A 16,211-nucleotide genomic window follows, 5' to 3' on the forward strand; every position below is an offset into this window, starting at 1 on the left:
AGCGCGGCTACCGGCTGGCCTTGATCCGCTTGCCGCGCATGGCCGCGACCTCGCTGGCCTGGCCATCACGCTGCTTGCCGGTCCGCGCCTGGGTGATCAGCGCCGGAATCAACGGCCCTTCCGGCAGGTTCTTCCAGAAGCGGGCCGGCAGATGCCCCTGCATCACCTTGGGATTGAGCCGCGCCGGGTTGAAGATATGACTGTAGTAGGCCAGCCACAAGTCGCCATGGGGGTCGTCCACGCCTTGGGCCATCTGCTGCCACTCGAGCGGGCAGCGACGCTCGTGGATCAGTTGCTCGCCATCATAGTAGACGCCGTCGCGCGGCGTGGCGATCAGCCAGCGGTGCTGCCCCATGCGGCCGATGAAATGGCGGCTGGCGCTGGCGAGGATGTCGTGGGCCGGCTCATGCCAGGCGACGAACTCCGGCTGGTTGAGCGCCGCTGACGCCCCTGGCAACGCCACGAACCGCAAAAAGGCGTGCAGGTGATGGGCTTCGCGGCTGACCTGCTTGATGCGCCGATGCAACTCACTGCCCAGCCGGTCGCCGGCCAGCATGGCGGTCCGGTCGCCGTGGCAGACCCGCCAGAGCACCTCGTACAGCAGGCTCCAGCGCTGTTCGCCGCTTTGCTCGGCGACCAGATAGCGCCCAGCTTGTTCGAGCAGCTCGACCAGTTGCGCCGGAATGCGCGCCTGGAATGGCCCGAGCTGCTCGGGGAGCTGCTCGTCGCTGCCAAACAGGTCCGTCGAGCGCAGCCCGCTCCAACTCACCCTGCTAGGGTCGACCTGATGGCTGAGCAGCCAGCGTGCCTGCTGGCGCCAGGTGGCGAACAGCTCGTCGCAGTCCAGGCAGATCATCCCCACAACCCCAACTGCTGAGGTTGCGGGCGCTCGCGCAGCTGTTCGCGCAGCAGCACGCTGGTGGTTTCGGCCTGGTGCGGGTGGTAGTCGCTGGTGATGAAGAACGGCTTGGCCTTGGCCAGCACGCAGCGCAGGCGCGTCAGGTCGTCGAAACGGATGCGCCGCTCGCGGCGCAACTCGACCAGACGCTTGGTGGTGCGAATGCCGATGCCGGGGATGCGCGCGATCAGTGCCGGCTCGGCGCGGTTGAGGTCCAGCGGGAAGACGTCGCGGTTGTCCAGTGCCCAGGCCAATTTGGGGTCGATGTCCAGCGCGAGGTTGCCAGGGCCATCTAGCAGCTCGCCGGCGCTGTAACCGTAGCTGCGCAAAAGGAAATCGGCCTGGTACAGCCGGTGTTCGCGCATCAGCGGGGGCGCCGCGAGCGGCACGCTTTTGGGGCTGTCGGGGATAGGGCTGAACGCTGAATAATAGACACGCTTGAGCTTGAAATCGCCGTACAGCGACTGGGCGCTGTGGAGGATGACGCTGTCGTCGGTGGCGTCGGCGCCGACGATCATCTGCGTGCTTTGCCCGGCCGGCGTGAAGCGCGGCGCGCGCGGTTCGTTCTCGACGGTGCGCTGGCCGGTATAGATGGTCTGCATGGCCTGCTTGATCGATTTGACGTTCTTTTCCGGGGCCAGGGTCTGCAGGCTCAGGTCGGTCGGCAACTCGATATTGACACTCAGGCGATCGGCGTAGCGCCCGGCCTCCTCGATCAGCAGCGGGTCGGCCTCGGGAATGGTCTTGAGGTGAATGTAGCCGCGAAACTGGTGTTCCTCGCGCAGCAGGCGCGCCACCCGGTTGAGCTGCTCCATGGTGTAGTCGGCCGAGCGGATGATGCCGGAGCTGAGAAACAGGCCACTGACGCAATTGCGCCGGTAGAAGTCCAGGGTCAGGCGCACCACTTCTTCAGGGCTGAAGCGGGCGCGCGGCACGTCGCTGGAGCGACGGTTGACGCAGTACTGGCAGTCATACAGGCAGAAGTTGGTGAGCAGCACCTTGAGCAGAGAGACACAGCGCCCGTCCGGGGTATAGCTGTGGCAGATGCCCATGCCATTGGTCGAGCCGATGCCTTGCTGGCCCTGGGAGCTGCGCTTGGGCGCGCCGCTGCTGGCGCAGGAAGCGTCGTACTTGGCGGCGTCGGCGAGGATGCTCAACTTTTCGATCAGCTGCATGGAGGCGCTCGGTTACACTGTTTTTTTGTACAGTATAGAGATGCAGCGGTATTCTCAAGGCCGGTGGTCGGATGATGTTGCTCCAATGCTGACAGTCGCCATCAATGCCGGCGATATCCACCATCGAGACGTTCAAGTTCTGCATTGCGCCCTTCCCGTTCAGGATGAACCCATGCCACACCGCTCACGGAGCAGAGACATGAAATACGCCATCCCCACCTTGCTGACCTGGTTCTTCACCCTGGCCCTGGCCTCGGGCGGCGCCTGGGCGGCGCCCCTGTTCAAGCACTCGCAGACCGTGGGCGTGATCTTCACCGAAGACACGCAGATGAACCTGGCGTACCTCAAGGCCTACCACACCGCCGCGCAGCGCGGCGTCGGCAGCCAGGTGCTCGACCCGACCATCCAGCAGGCCTACGCCGACAGCTCGGACCCGCGCCTGGCGGTGAACTGGCTGGCCGCCTCGCTGAGCCGCTATTTCGCCACGGTCAAATTCTACGACAGCCTCGACACCCTGAAGGCCGCCCGGCCGGACGTGATCGTCATGCTCGACACCCGCAGCCACCTGGTCAGCGAGCGCAGCGCCGATGTCACGGCGAGCATACGCGCCGAGTTCTACGACGCCCACTTCAACTATATCGGCAAGGCCGAAGGCAGCGACGCCCGCTCGCTGTCGACCCTCTGGCTGCCGACCCGGCGCATCAGCCAGGTCGCCGACGACATCACGCAACAGAAGGCCGTGCAGGAAAACGCCCTGCGCCAGTTCGACAGTGCCCTGGGCAAATTGATAGCCGCTCCCCACAGCAGCCACGAACCAGCCTGATTTGCCCCGCTGGCCTGGCTCTGCTAGTGTCGCGCGGTTTCAACTCCTGTCGAGAATAGCCACCATGGCCCGGAAAAAAGCTTCCCTGGATTTCGAGCAGTCGCTCGCCGACCTGCAAACGCTGGTGGAGCGTCTGGAGAATGGTGAACTGTCACTGGAAGATTCGCTGACCGCCTTCGAGCAGGGCATCCGCCTGACCCGTGACTGCCAAAGCGCGCTGGCCCAGGCCGAACAGAAGGTGCAGGTGCTGCTGGAACGTGACGGTGAACTGGCCGAAGAGCCCTTCGAGGGCGACATCGAGATGGAACGACCCGAATGATCGCAGCCTACCAGGCCACCTGCCAGAAGCGCGTCGATGCCGCGCTCGACAGCCTGCTCAATGCGCCCTCCCCGGAGCTGGCGCGTCTCTATCAGGCCATGCGTTACAGCGTGATGAACGGTGGCAAGCGGGTGCGCCCGCTGCTGGTCTACGCGGCCTGCGAGGCACTGGGCATCTCGGCCGACAAGGCGAACGGCGCTGCCTGCGCCGTGGAGCTGATTCACGCCTACTCGCTGGTGCACGACGACTTGCCGGCCATGGATGACGACGACTTGCGCCGCGGCCAGCCGACCACCCACAAGGCGTTCGACGAAGCCTGCGCCATTCTCGCCGGCGATGGCCTGCAGAGCCTGGCGTTCAGCGCCCTGGTCGATCCGCGCCTGAGCCCGCAGGAGCCCCAGGTATTGCTCGGCATGGTGCAGACCCTGGCCAGCGCCGCCGGGCCGGCGGGCATGGTCGGCGGCCAGGCCATCGACCTCGAGTCGGTAGGCCGCAAGCTCGACCAGCAGGCGCTGGAGCGCATGCATCGGCACAAGACCGGCGCGCTGATCGAAGCCAGCGTGCGCCTGGGCGCCCTGGCCAGCGGCCACGCCGAGAAGGACGAACTCAAATCCTTGCAGACCTACGCGCAGGCCGTCGGTCTGGCATTCCAGGTGCAGGACGATATTCTTGACGTCGAAAGCGACACCGCCACCCTGGGCAAGCGTCAGGGCGCCGACATCGCTCGCGACAAACCGACCTACCCCGCGCTGCTGGGCCTGGAAGCCGCCAAGGCCTATGCCCTGGAATTGCGCGATCAAGCCCTGCACGCCTTGCGACCTTTCGACGCAGCCGCCGAACCACTGCGCGAGCTGGCGCGTTTCATCGTCGAGAGGCGCAGCTGATTCGACCTGCCCGAGTGACGTTGCATGATGTAAACTGCCGCGTCCTCATAATTTATAACGATTCGCCTGATGCCCACGACGTTTCATGAGATTCCCCGCGAACGCCCGCTGACGCCCCTGCTCGACAGCGCCGATACCCCTGCCGGCCTGCGTCGGCTGGGCGAGGCGGAGCTCGAGCCGCTGGCCGACGAGTTGCGCCAGGAGCTGCTCTATACAGTCGGCCAGACCGGCGGGCACTTCGGTGCCGGGCTCGGCGTGATCGAATTGACCATTGCCCTGCACTATGTCTTCGACACACCCGACGATCGCCTGGTGTGGGACGTGGGCCATCAGGCGTATCCGCACAAGATCCTCACCGGCCGGCGCGCGCGCATGGAAACCTTGCGCCAGAAGGACGGGGTGGCGGCCTTCCCGCGCCGCGCCGAGAGCGAGTACGACACCTTCGGCGTCGGTCATTCCAGCACTTCGATCAGCGCCGCCCTGGGCATGGCCATCGCCGCACGCCTGCAGAACAGCGGGCGCAAGTCGATTGCCGTGATCGGCGACGGCGCGCTCACCGCCGGCATGGCGTTCGAGGCGTTGAACCACGCGCCGGAAGTCAACGCCGACATGCTGGTGATCCTCAACGACAACGACATGTCGATTTCCCGCAACGTCGGCGGGCTGTCCAACTATCTGGCCAAGATCCTTTCCAGCCGCACCTACGCGAGCATGCGCGAAGGCAGCAAGAAAGTGCTGTCGCGCCTGCCCGGCGCCTGGGAAATCGCCCGGCGCACCGAGGAGTACGCCAAGGGCATGCTGGTGCCCGGCACGCTGTTCGAGGAACTGGGCTGGAACTACATCGGCCCGATCGACGGTCACGACCTGCCGACCCTGGTCGCCACCCTGCGCAACATGCGTGACCTCAAGGGCCCGCAGTTCCTGCACGTGGTGACCAAGAAGGGCAAAGGTTTCGAGCCCGCCGAGGTCGACCCGATTGGCTACCACGCCATCACCAAGCTGGAACCGCTCGATGCCCCGGCCGCTGCGCCGAAGAAAGTCGGCGGCCCGAAGTACTCGGCGGTGTTCGGCCAGTGGCTGTGCGACATGGCCGAGGCCGACTCGCGCCTGGTGGGCATCACCCCTGCCATGAAGGAAGGCTCGGACCTGGTAGCTTTCAGCGAACGTTTCCCCGAGCGCTACTTCGACGTGGCGATCGCCGAGCAGCACGCCGTGACCCTGGCCGCAGGCATGGCCTGTGAAGGCGCCAAGCCGGTGGTAGCGATCTACTCGACCTTTCTGCAACGCGGCTACGACCAGCTGATTCATGACGTGGCGGTGCAGAACCTCGACGTGCTGTTCGCCATCGACCGCGCCGGCCTGGTGGGTGAAGACGGCCCGACCCACGCCGGCAGCTTCGACCTGTCCTACCTGCGCTGCATTCCCGGCATGCTGGTGATGACGCCAAGCGACGAAAACGAACTGCGCCGCATGCTCAGCACCGGTCACCATTTTCCCGGCCCTGCGGCCGTGCGCTATCCCCGTGGCACGGGGCCCAATGCCCTGATCGAGGACAGCCTGGAGCCGATCGAGATCGGCAAGGGCGTGCTCCGTCGCCAGGGCAGCAAGACCGCCCTGCTGGTGTTCGGCGTGCAGCTGTCCGAAGCCCTCAAAGTGGCCGAGAAGCTCGACGCCACGGTGGTCGACATGCGCTTCGTCAAGCCGCTCGATGAAGCGCTGGTGCGCGAGATCGCCGGCAGCCACGAGCTGCTGGTAACCGTCGAAGAAAACGCCATCATGGGCGGTGCGGGCGCTGCCGTCAGCGAGTTCCTGGCCCGCGAAAACCTGCTCAAGCCGGTGCTGCACCTGGGCTTGCCGGACATCTATGTAGAACACGCCAAGCCGGCGCAGATGCTGGCCGAGTGCGGGCTGGATGCGGCGGGAATCGAAGCGGCGGTATTGCGGCGGCTGGCTTTGTTGCGAGGTTGAAAAGCCAGACTGGCCTGGCGGCCTCTCGGGGGCTCTGCCCCCTCCCAGGTTGAATGTGGCAGGCCGTCAGGCCGCTATTCAAACGCTGGTGCCCATCTTCCCCGGTATCCGGTAAAGGCACAGCAGCCCCACGCTCATCACCGCCAGGATGCACTGCGGCAACGGCTCCAGGCCAAAGGCTACATCCAGCGCCGCGACCCAGGCCGGGATGCCGGCCAGCAGGAAACCAAACCTTCTGATTCGCGCCAGCCCTACCCAGGCAGCCGGCTCGTTGGGCGTGCCGAGGGCATTCTCGGTGGCGTGCAGGGCGCGGCGGAACAGGCCCAGGCGCGGCACGCTGAGGAAGACTCCAGCGATGCCGGCCATGAACAGCGGCAAGGCCAGCACCGGCATCACCGGTTCCATCTGGCCAAATGCCCAACTCATCACGAACAACGGCGCCAGGGTCAGCCCCAGCTGTTGCCACCAGGCACTGGCCAGGCGGGCCTTGACCTGCGCCCGAGTCACCCGCGGTCGATCCGCGTGAGGACGATTTCGCCCTGGTGCTCGTTGCCCATCATGTGCCCGAGCTTGCCGGCCTTGGTCGCCAGGTAATGCTTGTTGTGCGGGTTGTGGCCGGTGTGCAGCGGCACCCGCTCGGTCACGGTGATGTCCATGCCCGCCAGCGCCTTGACCTTGCGCGGGTTGTTGGTCATAAGGCGCAGTGCCTTGACGCCCAGGTGCTCGAGCATCGGCTGGCACATGCCGTAGTCGCGTTGGTCGGCGGCGAAGCCCAGGCGCTCATTGGCTTCGACGGTGTCGGCGCCGCCATCCTGCAACTCGTAGGCGCGGATCTTGTTCAGCAGGCCGATGCCACGGCCCTCCTGACGCAGGTACAGCAGCACGCCACGGCCGGCTTCGGCAATGGCGCGCAGGGCCGCTTCCAGTTGCGAGCCGCAATCACAGCGCTGGCTGAACAACGCATCGCCGGTCAGGCACTCGGAGTGCAGACGGCCCAGCACCGGCTGGCCGTCGGCGACGTCGCCCAGGCTCAGCACGACGTGCTCGCGGCCGGTGGCCTCATCGAGGAAACCGTGCATGGTGAACTCCGCGAACGGAGTGGGCAGTTTGGAGGCAGCGACAAAAACGACGGGCACTTTGTGCTCCTGATCAATAAGAGTCTCGGTAAGGACCGGCATTGTACCCGAGCTGGCTATAGACGCTTATTCCGAATTAGCGAACATATAGATCGATGAAATTGATTACGGGATGTTAATCAATGGCGTGCTGCTCGGCTTGCCGCTGTCGAACGGGTACGGCTGCTTCCAGCGCTGGAATATTTCCCGCAGCTGGCCGTTGGCGACCAGCTCGTCCATGCGCTGGTCGTACAGGCGCAGCAAAGCGCGCCCACGCGGGTTGTCGGCAAAGCCCAGGTACATGGGCAGATCGACCAGCGGCGTGGTGTGATAGATGCCCGGGTCGGCAGCGGCCTTGAGGATGAAGTTGATCTCGTTCAGCGAGTCGATGTAATAGTCGGCGCGGTCATGCTGCAGCATCGCCAGGATGCCGCTGCGCCGCTGCACTTCGTTGAAGTGCTGGACGTTGGGCAGGTACTTCTGGAAGTCATAGCCGCGCACCCAGGTCAGGCGCTGGCTGCCGATGGTGGCGACGCTGGGGCGCGGGTGGCCGATCAGGCCCAGCGCATAGATGTGATCGGTGTCGTAGTTCCAGCGCGGGTACAGGGCCTGCGCCTCGTCCTTGTAGGAGCCGACCCAGGCGTCCGCCTCGCCGCGCTGCACCAGCCCGACCGAGCGCGAATACGGCACGATGCGAAAGCGCACACTGACCCCGGCCGGCTCGAATACCTTGCGCAGCAGGTCCCAGCCCAGCCCGGTGCCATCGGCGTTGGTGTACTCCAGCCACTGGTCGCTGGCCAGGTTGATCTGCGCCGGCGGCGCGAAACGATCATCGGCCCGGGCCGCAGTGCTGGCCAGCAGAACGATGCACAACCACCTCAACCATCGCGCCATTACCCACTCCCTAGGTCGAACCGCTCGCTCAGCCCCACCAGGTGTGTACCAGCCACACCAGCAATTGCATGCCAAACCAGGCGAAGACCCCGGCCAGCACGTCGTCGAGCATGATCCCCACACCACCGTGCACGTGCCGGTCAATCCAGCGGATCGGCCACGGCTTGAGAATATCGAAGAAACGAAACATCAGGAAACCGGCGGCGATCCAGTACCAGCCAGTGGGCACCAGCCACAGGGTGATCCACATGCCGACCATCTCGTCCCAGACGATGCCTTCATGGTCGTGCACACGCAGGTCGGTGGCCACCTTGCCGCACAGCCAGAAGCCGAACAGCATGGTCACCCCCAGCATCAACCAGTAGCCCCAGTCGGGCAGCATCTGCCACAACGGAATGAACGGTATGGCCACCAGCGAGCCCCAGGTACCCGGCGCCTTGGGCAAGGTCCCGGAGCCGAAGCCGAACGCGAGGAAATGCCAGGGATTGCGCCACACCGACGGCGGCACGAATTCGCCCGGAACCTGCTTGGGATGGTCTGTCACGGTGACTCCCGAAAATGTTGATAACCGCGAATGGCCGGGGTGATGTCCCGGCCGTTCGCGTCCAGCACCGACACGCCGCTGCCGGCCACCACACGGCCAACGACATGCACCGCCAGGCCCTGGCCGACAATGTACGGCAGATGCTCGGCAGGCAGGGTAAAAGCCAGTACATAATCGTCGCCACCGCTCAAGGCAGCGGTGCGCGCAGCGTCGTCACCGAGCAGGGCCAACAGAGCGTTGGACAGGGGCAGCGCCGATCGTTCCACTTGCAGGGCGCAGCCGGACGCCGCCGCGATATGCCCGCAGTCGGCGAGCAGGCCGTCGGAGATGTCCAGCGCCGCCGTGGCGCGGCCGCGCAGGGCCAGGCCGAGGGCAAACTGCGGCGACGGTGACCAGTAGTGGGCCAGCAGCGGCTCGGCGATCGCCGCCGGCGCCTCACGCTGGCCCAGCACCAGCGGCAGCGCGCCCGCAGCCTGGCCCAGCACGCCCCCCACGCACAGCAGATCACCTACCTGGGCGCCGGCCCGGGTCAGGGCCTGGCCGGCCGGCACGCTGCCGAACACCGTGACCGTCAAGGTCAAGGTCCCACGGGTGGTATCGCCGCCGATCAGGCGCAGCCGGCAGTGCTCGGCCATGTGGTTCAGGCCTTCACTGAAGCCTTGCAGCCAATGCGGGTCGGTATCGGGAAGGGTCAAGGCCAGGGTGAAGCCAAGCGGTTCGGCGCCCATGGCCGCCAGGTCGCTGGCCGCCACCGCGAGGGTGCGCTGGCCGAGCAGGAAAGGGTCGGCGCCGTGGGGAAAGTGCCCGCCGGCGACCAGGGTATCGGTGGACACGGCCAATTGCTGGCCGGGCGTTGGCGCCAGCAGCGCACAATCGTCGCCGATGCCCAGCGCCACCGCACCTCCGGCACGCGCACAGGGCGCGCCAGCGAAGTAGTGGCGGATCAGCTCGAACTCACCCATGCGCAGGACGCCGGTCAGCGCTTGTGGGCTTTGACTTCAGCGGCACGCACGCTGGGTGCGAGCTTGTCGAGGACGCCGTTGACGAACTTGTGGCCGTCCGTCGAGCCGAACACCTTGGCCAGCTCGATGCCTTCGTTGATGACCACCCGGTAAGGCACGTCGACGCGCTTGAGCAGCTCCCAGGTGGACAGGCGCAACACCGCCAGCTCCACCGGGTCGAGCTCTTCGAGGGTGAGGTCCAGGCACGGCGCCAGGGCCGCGTCGATTTCGCCGCGGTTGGCCGGAACCCCGTGGAGGATCTCGCGGAAATAGGCGCCGTCGATGTCGCTGAAGTCGTTGTCGACGCGAAACTGCGCTTCGATTTCGTTCAGCGAATGGCCGGCCATGTGCCATTGGTACAGGGCCTGGGTCGCCAGCTTGCGCGCTTCACGGCGCTTGGCACTCTTGCCCTTGGCGGCTTCAGGGTCTTTGGCTTCACGCGGGTTGAAGCGATCGCTGTCGTCGGAAATCACTTGGCCTCCAACTGCGCGAGCAGGCTGACCATTTCCAGGGCGGACAGGGCTGCTTCGGCGCCCTTGTTGCCGGCCTTGGTGCCGGAACGCTCGATAGCCTGCTCGATGGAGTCGACGGTCAACACGCCGAAGGCCACCGGAACGCCGAACTCCATGGACACCTGGGACAGGCCCTTGGTGCATTCGCCCGCGACGTATTCGAAGTGTGGCGTGCCGCCGCGAATGACCGCGCCCAGGGCGATGATGGCCGAGTACTCGCTTTGCTGGGCGACCTTCTGCGCCACCAGCGGAATTTCGAAGGCGCCCGGGGCGCGGATGATCACGATGTCGTTCTCGCTCACGCCATGGCGAACCAGGGCATCAACGGCACCGCTTACCAGGCTTTCGACGACGAAGCTGTTGAAGCGGCCAACCACCAGGGCATAGCGGCCCTTGGGGGCAATGAAGGTACCTTCGATGGTCTTCAGGGTCATTCGGGTGAGTCTCGTCTTAAAGAGCCAGGGCGCTGTCGCGCAGCCTGTGGGAGTCATTGGGTCACGAAAAACACGGCGGGGCCGTCAGAAAACCATAGCGTCCAGCGCTGGTTCCGGCGACCCCATTGCAGTGTTTATTCGGAGGGCACGTATTCTACAACTTCCAGATCGAATCCGGATATCGCGTTGAACTTCATTGGCGAGCTCATCAGGCGCATTTTACGCACACCCAGGTCGCGCAGGATCTGCGAACCGGCGCCGACGATGCTGTAAGTCGTCGGAATCTTCGCCGGCAGGTGCTCGGCGGTCTCGCGGATATGCGCCAGCAGCACGTCGCCATCCAATGGGTGGCCAAGCAGCAGAACCACGCCGCTGCCGGCCTCGGCCACTTCGCTCATCGCCGCCCGCAGGCTCCAGCGCCCGGGCTGCTTGACCATCAGCAGATCGCGCAGCGGGTCCATGTTGTGCACCCGCACCAGCGTCGGTTGGTCGGCGCAGACGGTGCCCAGGGTCAGGGCCAGGTGCACGTCGCCCTCCACCGAGTCGCGGTAGGTGACCAGATTGAACTGGCCCAGCTCGCTGTCCAGCGGCTGCTCGGCAATCCGCTGAACGGTACGCTCATGGATCATGCGGTAGTGGATCAGGTCGGCGATGGTGCCCATCCTGATGCCGTGCTCGGCGGCGAAGGCCTCGAGCTCGGCGCGGCGCGACATGGTGCCGTCGTCGTTCATCACCTCGCAGATCACCCCGCTCGGCTCGAAGCCGGCCATGCGCGCCAGGTCGCACGCCGCCTCGGTGTGGCCGGCGCGGGCCAGGGTGCCACCCGGTTGAGCCATCAACGGAAAGATGTGGCCGGGGCTGACGATGTCTTCGGGCCTGGCATCGCGGGCCGCAGCGGCCTGCACGGTCCGCGCGCGGTCGGCGGCGGAGATGCCGGTGGTCACGCCCTCGGCGGCCTCGATCGACACGGTGAACTTGGTGCCGAACCCCGAGCCGTTGCGCGGCGCCATCAAAGGCAGTTTGAGGGCCTCGCAACGCTCGCGGGTCATCGGCATGCAGATCAAGCCACGGGCATGGCGCGCCATGAAGTTGATGTGCTCGGCCTGGCAGCACTCGGCCGCCATGATGATATCGCCTTCGTTCTCGCGATCTTCGTCATCCATGAGGATGACCATCTTGCCGAGGCGGATGTCTTCGACCAGTTCTTCGATGCTGCTGAGCGCCACGCGGCACCTCCTGCAATAAGACGAGTTAGGACTTCAGGAAGCCGTTTTCGGCCAGAAAGCCTTCGCTGATGCCGCCCTTGCTCGACACCGCCGCCTTGTCGCCCAGCAACAGGCGCTCCAGGTAGCGGGCCAGCAGGTCGACTTCGAGGTTGACCAGCCGGCCGGGACGGTAGTCGTCCATGATGGTTTCGCTGAGGGTGTGCGGAATGATGGTCAACTCGAACTCGGCGCCGTCGACCTCGTTGACCGTCAGGCTGGTGCCGTCGACAGTGATCGAGCCCTTGTGGGCGATGTATCTGGCCAGCTCCTTGGGCGCGCGAATGCGAAACTGCACGGCGCGGGCGTTTTCCTCACGGGAGACGATCTCGCCGACGCCATCGACGTGGCCGCTGACCAGATGGCCACCCAGCCGGGTGGTCGGGGTCAGGGCCTTTTCCAGGTTGACCCGGCTGCCGCTCTTGAGCTGGTGGAACGCGGTGCAGTCGAGGGTCTCGCGGCTGACGTCGGCGACGAAACCGTCACCGGGCAACTCCACGGCGGTCAGGCACACGCCGTTGATGGCGATGCTGTCGCCGAGCTTGACGTCGCCGAGGTCGAGCTTGCCGGTGGCCACGTGCACCCGGACGTCGCCGCCTTTGGGCGTGAGGGCGCGGATGCTGCCGATCGATTCGATGATGCCGGTGAACATGGAAACTCCTCAAAGCGGAAAGTGGGCGGCGCGGCGCGCCGAATTATAGGATAACGGGCCGGGGCGTGGGCAGCTCGGCGGCGGGTGCGGGTATCGCGATCACCCGCCAGTCATCACCCACCGCGCGCATTTCGATGATTTTCAGCGCCGGCGCCTCGCTCATGTGCGCCAGCGGCCAGTCCAGCAGCGGCCGGGCGGACGAGCCGAGCAACCTGCCGGCGATGAAGATCTGGTATTCGTCCACCAGGCCGGCCTGGGCGAATGCCCCAGCCAGGCGCGCACCGGCTTCGACCAGCACCTCATTGGCGCCTCGCTCGGCGAGGGTCTGCAACAGCTGGCGCAGGTCGACCTGGCCCGCAGCGCCGGGCACCGCCAGCAATTCGTGACCCTGCTGGCGATAGCGCTCAGCGTCCGTGGCCTGCAGGCCCACCACCAGGGCGGCGCCGGCCTGGAAGAACGGCGCGTTCAAGGGCACCCGCAGGCGGCCATCGATCAGCACGCGCAGGGGCGTGCGCTCGGTGGCCAGGGTCAGGGTGGCGCCGCTCAGACCCAGCTCGCTGGCGCGCACGGTCATCCGCGAGCCGTCGGCGAGCACGCTGTCGGCGCCGGTCAACACCACGCTGGCACGCGCCCGCAGGCGCTGCACCGCCGAACGCGCGGCGGGGCCGGTGATCCACTGGCTTTCGCCGCTGGCCATGGCGGTGCGGCCGTCCAGGCTCATCGCCAGCTTCACCCGCACGAACGGCAGGCCATGCTCCATGCGCTTGATGAACCCCGGGTTGAGCGCTCGCGCCTCCTGTTCAAGCACGCCGGACTGCACCTGGATACCGGCGGCGGCCAGGCGCCTGAGGCCATTGCCGGCCACCTGCGGGTTGGGGTCCTGCATGGCCGCGACCACGCGCGCCACACCGGCGTTGACCAGCGCGTCGGCGCAGGGCGGGGTACGGCCATGATGGCTGCACGGCTCGAGCGTGACGTAGGCGGTGGCGCCGCGGGCCTGCTCGGCGGCCTGGCGCAGCGCGTGGACCTCGGCGTGACCCTCGCCGGCGCGCACATGCCAGCCTTCGCCGACCACCTGGCCGTCGCGCACGATCACGCAGCCGACCCGCGGGTTGGGGTGCGTGGAGTACACCCCCTGGCGCGCCAGCTCGAGGGCGCGGGCCATGTGCTGCAGGTCGATCTGCGCCTGGCTGCTCATGGCTTGCCGGGCTCGCGGGCCAGGCGGTCGAGCTCTTCGCGGAACTCGTTGAGGTCCTGGAAGCGCCGGTACACCGAGGCGAAACGGATGTAGGCGACTTCGTCCAGCTGCTGCAGCTCGGCCATCACCAGCTCGCCCACCACCAGTGATTTCACCTCGCGCTCGCCGGTGGCGCGCAGCTTGTGCTTGATGTGGGCCATGGCGGCCTCCAGCCGCTCGACGCTCACCGGGCGCTTTTCCAGCGCCCGCTGCATGCCGGCCCGCAGTTTTTCTTCGTCGAAGGGCTGGCGACTGCCGTCCTGCTTGATCAGGCGCGGCAGCACCAGCTCGGCGGTTTCAAAGGTGGTGAAACGCTCACCACAGGCCAGGCATTCGCGACGCCGACGGACCTGTTCGCCTTCGGCAACCAGTCGCGAATCGATGACCTTGGTGTCGTTGGCACCGCAGAAGGGACAGTGCATGGTGGCAGGCAACAAAAAAAGGGAGGGCCATGGTAGCGCATCCCACTGGCAAGACAAGTCAAAGGCTTTGCGGTATACAGACGACTTTGATTCTGCCGGATACATCCATGTCGTCCAGATCTCTCGTTTACCTCGGCCTCCTGGTTCTGTTGAGCGCCTGCAGCAGTACCCCACCCCAGCCCACCGCCCCGGCACCGGTTCCCGTCAAGGCGGTGCAGCCCCCCGTCGGCCTTGGCCCGCTGCCAGCCTTCCAGCGCGAGCTGAGCGGCACCTTGATGGGCGTCCCGGCCGGTGCCGAAGTCGAGCTGGCGCTGCTGGTGATCGACGAGCGCAACCGCCCACAGCGCCTGCTGGCCAGCGGCAAATGGACCGGCAACAATCAACCGCTGGCGTTCCAGCTGCGCTTCAACCCCGATGCCTTCCCCGCCGACGCCCGTGTCGAATTGCGTGGCCGCGCCTCGCAGTCCGGCCAGTTGATCCTGCATCTGCCGTCGCAGCGCATTACCCAGCCAACCACCCAGGCGCTGGGCGCCCTGCAGTTCGAGAAGGCGCCGTGAGGCCAGCCGCTTCTACCCACGCCCCAGCCCAACGGATATAGTTCCTCCATTCCCGTTTTTGCCGCCGAGACCGCGATGAGTCAAGAAACCCCCTACATTTTCGATGCCACCGCGCTCAACTTCGACCAGGCGGTGATCCAGAATTCCTTCATCAAACCGGTGCTGGTGGACTTCTGGGCCGAATGGTGTGCGCCCTGCAAAGTGCTGATGCCGCTGTTGGCGCGCATCACCGAGGAGTACCAGGGCGAGTTGCTGCTGGCCAAGGTCGACTGCGATGCCGAGCAGGACATTGTCGCCCGCTTCGGTATCCGCAGCCTGCCCACCGTGGTGCTGTTCAAGGATGGCCAGCCGGTCGACGGTTTTGCCGGGGCGCAGCCGGAGTCAGCCATTCGCGCCTTGCTCGAACCCCACGTGCAACCGCCGTTGCCGAGCGAAGCCGACCCGTTCGAGGCCGCTCAGGCGCTGTTCAACGAAAGTCGCTTCGCCGAAGCCGAGGCCAGCCTCAAGCTGCTGCTCAGTGAAGACAATACCCACGCCCCGGCGCTGATCCTCTACGCCCGCTGCCTGGCCGAGCGCGGCGAGCTCGACCAGGCGCAGAGCGTGCTCGACGCGGTCAAGGGTGACGAGCACAAGGCCGCCCTGGCGGGCGCCAAGGCGCAGCTGACCTTCCTGCGCCAGGCGGCCACCCTGCCCGACCCGGCCGAACTCAAGAGCCGCCTGGGCCAAGACCCCGGCGACGACGAGGCGGCTTATCAACTGAGCATCCAGCAACTGTCGCGCCAGCAATATGAAGCGGCGCTGGAAGGCTTGCTGAAACTTTTCGTGCGCAACCGCAGCTTCAACGAGGGCGCGGCGCACAAGACCCTGCTGCAGGTGTTCGAGCTGCTGGGCAACGATCACCCACTGGTGACCACCTACCGCCGGCGGTTGTTTGCGGCGTTGTACTAGCCCCTCCACATCCATCGGATAACCCGTGGGGGCGGGCAGAGCCCGCGATCTTCGGCCCTCGGCAACATCAGGCCGGCCCGCCGTCCATTGCAGGTTTGGCACCCACCCAGCAATACACCGGTGCCTGGTCGCCGGCCTGCACCGCCACCTGGCTGCTGTGACGCAAGCGCACCAGCAGGCGCTTGCCCGCTGCGGTGCTGCCGGCCAGCCCTTCCAGCTGTTCGAGCAACTGCGGCCCGCTGACCTGCCCAGCCTGCTCCACCAGGCGCAGGGCGGTCTGCCACAGTGCGTCGTTCTGGTTGCGCGGCGCCGCCGGGACTGCCGGGCCGGGCTCGGCCGTCACCGGCAACTGCGCGCCCAGGCGCGCCCAGTCGTCAGCGTCCATTTCCACGGTCAGGTCGACCGCCGTTTCACCGATGTTGCCTCGGATTCGTATCATCTTGATTCCTCGATCAGTCGCGCTGTGCATCATACGCCGCCCGGCGGATGAATCTTGCTTGAGCCGATGGCGGCGCCCGAATAAAGTTGTTATAACGTTACACTTTCCTGCCGTGCTGCCCTGGAGC

20 protein-coding genes are annotated in these 16,211 nt (G+C 66.2%); 6 read left to right on the plus strand and 14 right to left on the minus strand.

Annotation, left to right across the window (positions count from 1 at the left end; genetic code table 11):
- Positions 1 to 7 precede the first annotated feature (7 nt).
- Positions 8 to 856 carry a TIGR03915 family putative DNA repair protein gene (locus SFA35_RS23200; protein WP_320573089.1) on the minus strand — a complete coding sequence of 283 codons (849 nt, stop codon included), beginning with the start codon at positions 854 to 856 and terminating at the stop codon, positions 8 to 10.
- Positions 853 to 2,073, minus strand: a complete 1,221-nt coding sequence (locus SFA35_RS23205; protein WP_320573091.1) for a putative DNA modification/repair radical SAM protein — start codon at positions 2,071 to 2,073, stop codon at positions 853 to 855. Before SFA35_RS23205 ends, SFA35_RS23200 begins: the two co-directional genes overlap by 4 nt.
- A 199-nt stretch (positions 2,074 to 2,272) precedes the next feature.
- Here SFA35_RS23205 and SFA35_RS23210 point away from each other — a divergent pair, with 199 nt between their 5' ends.
- The 4 genes from SFA35_RS23210 to dxs all read left to right on the plus strand — a co-directional run bounded on the left by SFA35_RS23210 (position 2,273) and on the right by dxs (position 6,067).
- On the plus strand, positions 2,273 to 2,896 hold the full coding sequence (locus tag SFA35_RS23210) for an ATPase (protein WP_320573094.1): 624 nt from the start codon (positions 2,273 to 2,275) through the stop codon (positions 2,894 to 2,896).
- A 64-nt stretch (positions 2,897 to 2,960) separates the two neighbouring features.
- On the plus strand, positions 2,961 to 3,215 hold the full coding sequence (locus SFA35_RS23215; RefSeq protein ID WP_320573096.1) for an exodeoxyribonuclease VII small subunit: 255 nt from the start codon (positions 2,961 to 2,963) through the stop codon (positions 3,213 to 3,215).
- A complete protein-coding gene (gene ispA / locus SFA35_RS23220; RefSeq protein WP_320573098.1) occupies positions 3,212 to 4,099 on the plus strand; it encodes a (2E,6E)-farnesyl diphosphate synthase in 888 nt (295 codons plus the stop codon). The genes SFA35_RS23215 and ispA overlap by 4 nt, the downstream gene beginning before the upstream one ends.
- 69 nt (positions 4,100 to 4,168) lie before the next feature.
- Positions 4,169 to 6,067, plus strand: a complete 1,899-nt coding sequence (gene dxs, locus SFA35_RS23225) for a 1-deoxy-D-xylulose-5-phosphate synthase (protein ID WP_320573100.1) — start codon at positions 4,169 to 4,171, stop codon at positions 6,065 to 6,067.
- Between the two features lie 78 nt (positions 6,068 to 6,145).
- Here dxs and SFA35_RS23230 read toward each other — a convergent pair whose 3' ends face one another.
- From SFA35_RS23230 to nrdR, 11 genes are all read right to left on the minus strand, one after another.
- Positions 6,146 to 6,574, minus strand: coding sequence for an MFS transporter (locus tag SFA35_RS23230; RefSeq protein ID WP_320573102.1), 429 nt, complete (start codon positions 6,572 to 6,574; stop codon positions 6,146 to 6,148).
- The gene (gene ribA / locus SFA35_RS23235) at positions 6,571 to 7,203 is read right to left on the minus strand and encodes a GTP cyclohydrolase II (protein ID WP_320573104.1); all 633 of its coding nucleotides are present in this window, start codon (positions 7,201 to 7,203) and stop codon (positions 6,571 to 6,573) included. Before ribA ends, SFA35_RS23230 begins: the two co-directional genes overlap by 4 nt.
- Before the next feature lie 105 nt (positions 7,204 to 7,308).
- Positions 7,309 to 8,076: a transporter substrate-binding domain-containing protein gene (locus tag SFA35_RS23240; protein WP_320573110.1), complete on the minus strand. Its 768-nt coding sequence runs from the start codon at positions 8,074 to 8,076 to the stop codon at positions 7,309 to 7,311.
- 28 nt (positions 8,077 to 8,104) lie between these two features.
- A complete protein-coding gene (locus tag SFA35_RS23245; RefSeq protein ID WP_320573112.1) occupies positions 8,105 to 8,620 on the minus strand; it encodes a phosphatidylglycerophosphatase A in 516 nt (171 codons plus the stop codon).
- Positions 8,617 to 9,582, minus strand: coding sequence for a thiamine-phosphate kinase (thiL, locus tag SFA35_RS23250; protein WP_320573114.1), 966 nt, complete (start codon positions 9,580 to 9,582; stop codon positions 8,617 to 8,619). The genes SFA35_RS23245 and thiL overlap by 4 nt, the downstream gene beginning before the upstream one ends.
- Positions 9,583 to 9,596: 14 nt before the next feature.
- Positions 9,597 to 10,094 (minus strand): transcription antitermination factor NusB, encoded by a 498-nt coding sequence (nusB, locus tag SFA35_RS23255; protein WP_320573116.1) that lies wholly within the window; start codon positions 10,092 to 10,094, stop codon positions 9,597 to 9,599.
- Positions 10,091 to 10,567 (minus strand): 6,7-dimethyl-8-ribityllumazine synthase, encoded by a 477-nt coding sequence (gene ribE / locus SFA35_RS23260; RefSeq protein ID WP_320573119.1) that lies wholly within the window; start codon positions 10,565 to 10,567, stop codon positions 10,091 to 10,093. Before ribE ends, nusB begins: the two co-directional genes overlap by 4 nt.
- 134 nt (positions 10,568 to 10,701) lie before the next feature.
- A complete protein-coding gene (gene ribBA / locus SFA35_RS23265) occupies positions 10,702 to 11,793 on the minus strand; it encodes a bifunctional 3,4-dihydroxy-2-butanone-4-phosphate synthase/GTP cyclohydrolase II (RefSeq protein WP_320573121.1) in 1,092 nt (363 codons plus the stop codon).
- 25 nt (positions 11,794 to 11,818) lie between these two features.
- Positions 11,819 to 12,481: a riboflavin synthase gene (locus SFA35_RS23270; protein ID WP_320573123.1), complete on the minus strand. Its 663-nt coding sequence runs from the start codon at positions 12,479 to 12,481 to the stop codon at positions 11,819 to 11,821.
- A 43-nt stretch (positions 12,482 to 12,524) separates the two neighbouring features.
- Positions 12,525 to 13,679 carry a bifunctional diaminohydroxyphosphoribosylaminopyrimidine deaminase/5-amino-6-(5-phosphoribosylamino)uracil reductase RibD gene (gene ribD, locus SFA35_RS23275; RefSeq protein ID WP_320573125.1) on the minus strand — a complete coding sequence of 385 codons (1,155 nt, stop codon included), beginning with the start codon at positions 13,677 to 13,679 and terminating at the stop codon, positions 12,525 to 12,527.
- Positions 13,676 to 14,140 (minus strand): transcriptional regulator NrdR, encoded by a 465-nt coding sequence (gene nrdR, locus SFA35_RS23280; RefSeq protein WP_320573128.1) that lies wholly within the window; start codon positions 14,138 to 14,140, stop codon positions 13,676 to 13,678. The genes ribD and nrdR overlap by 4 nt, the downstream gene beginning before the upstream one ends.
- Positions 14,141 to 14,247: 107 nt before the next feature.
- Here nrdR and SFA35_RS23285 point away from each other — a divergent pair, with 107 nt between their 5' ends.
- Both SFA35_RS23285 and trxA read left to right on the plus strand, forming a co-directional pair.
- The gene (locus SFA35_RS23285; protein WP_320573130.1) at positions 14,248 to 14,697 is read left to right on the plus strand and encodes a YbaY family lipoprotein; all 450 of its coding nucleotides are present in this window, start codon (positions 14,248 to 14,250) and stop codon (positions 14,695 to 14,697) included.
- 75 nt (positions 14,698 to 14,772) lie between these two features.
- Entirely contained in the window at positions 14,773 to 15,645 is an 873-nt protein-coding gene (trxA, locus tag SFA35_RS23290; protein ID WP_320573131.1) for a thioredoxin, read from the plus strand.
- Positions 15,646 to 15,712: 67 nt separating this feature from the next.
- Here the strand turns inward: trxA and SFA35_RS23295 are convergent, their stop codons facing one another.
- The gene (locus tag SFA35_RS23295) at positions 15,713 to 16,084 is read right to left on the minus strand and encodes a hypothetical protein (RefSeq protein WP_320573133.1); all 372 of its coding nucleotides are present in this window, start codon (positions 16,082 to 16,084) and stop codon (positions 15,713 to 15,715) included.
- Positions 16,085 to 16,211 lie beyond the last annotated feature (127 nt).

The organism is Pseudomonas sp. HR96 (genome assembly GCF_034059295.1).
Taxonomy (GTDB): Bacteria; Pseudomonadota; Gammaproteobacteria; order Pseudomonadales; family Pseudomonadaceae; genus Aquipseudomonas.

What these genes read in the sequence shown, in the direction of transcription:
- SFA35_RS23295 (WP_320573133.1), bottom strand. Translation starts at nt 16,084, where the DNA reads ATGATACGAATCCGAGGCAACATCGGTGAAACGGCGGTCGACCTGACC.
- SFA35_RS23240 (WP_320573110.1), bottom strand. Translation starts at nt 8,076, where the DNA reads ATGGCGCGATGGTTGAGGTGGTTGTGCATCGTTCTGCTGGCCAGCACT.
- SFA35_RS23200 (WP_320573089.1), bottom strand. Translation starts at nt 856, where the DNA reads ATGATCTGCCTGGACTGCGACGAGCTGTTCGCCACCTGGCGCCAGCAG.
- nrdR (WP_320573128.1), bottom strand. Translation starts at nt 14,140, where the DNA reads ATGCACTGTCCCTTCTGCGGTGCCAACGACACCAAGGTCATCGATTCG.
- ribE (WP_320573119.1), bottom strand. Translation starts at nt 10,567, where the DNA reads ATGACCCTGAAGACCATCGAAGGTACCTTCATTGCCCCCAAGGGCCGC.
- trxA (WP_320573131.1), top strand. Translation starts at nt 14,773, where the DNA reads ATGAGTCAAGAAACCCCCTACATTTTCGATGCCACCGCGCTCAACTTC.
- thiL (WP_320573114.1), bottom strand. Translation starts at nt 9,582, where the DNA reads ATGGGTGAGTTCGAGCTGATCCGCCACTACTTCGCTGGCGCGCCCTGT.
- SFA35_RS23210 (WP_320573094.1), top strand. Translation starts at nt 2,273, where the DNA reads ATGAAATACGCCATCCCCACCTTGCTGACCTGGTTCTTCACCCTGGCC.
- SFA35_RS23285 (WP_320573130.1), top strand. Translation starts at nt 14,248, where the DNA reads ATGTCGTCCAGATCTCTCGTTTACCTCGGCCTCCTGGTTCTGTTGAGC.
- SFA35_RS23215 (WP_320573096.1), top strand. Translation starts at nt 2,961, where the DNA reads ATGGCCCGGAAAAAAGCTTCCCTGGATTTCGAGCAGTCGCTCGCCGAC.
- ribD (WP_320573125.1), bottom strand. Translation starts at nt 13,679, where the DNA reads ATGAGCAGCCAGGCGCAGATCGACCTGCAGCACATGGCCCGCGCCCTC.
- ispA (WP_320573098.1), top strand. Translation starts at nt 3,212, where the DNA reads ATGATCGCAGCCTACCAGGCCACCTGCCAGAAGCGCGTCGATGCCGCG.
- dxs (WP_320573100.1), top strand. Translation starts at nt 4,169, where the DNA reads ATGCCCACGACGTTTCATGAGATTCCCCGCGAACGCCCGCTGACGCCC.
- SFA35_RS23205 (WP_320573091.1), bottom strand. Translation starts at nt 2,073, where the DNA reads ATGCAGCTGATCGAAAAGTTGAGCATCCTCGCCGACGCCGCCAAGTAC.
- SFA35_RS23270 (WP_320573123.1), bottom strand. Translation starts at nt 12,481, where the DNA reads ATGTTCACCGGCATCATCGAATCGATCGGCAGCATCCGCGCCCTCACG.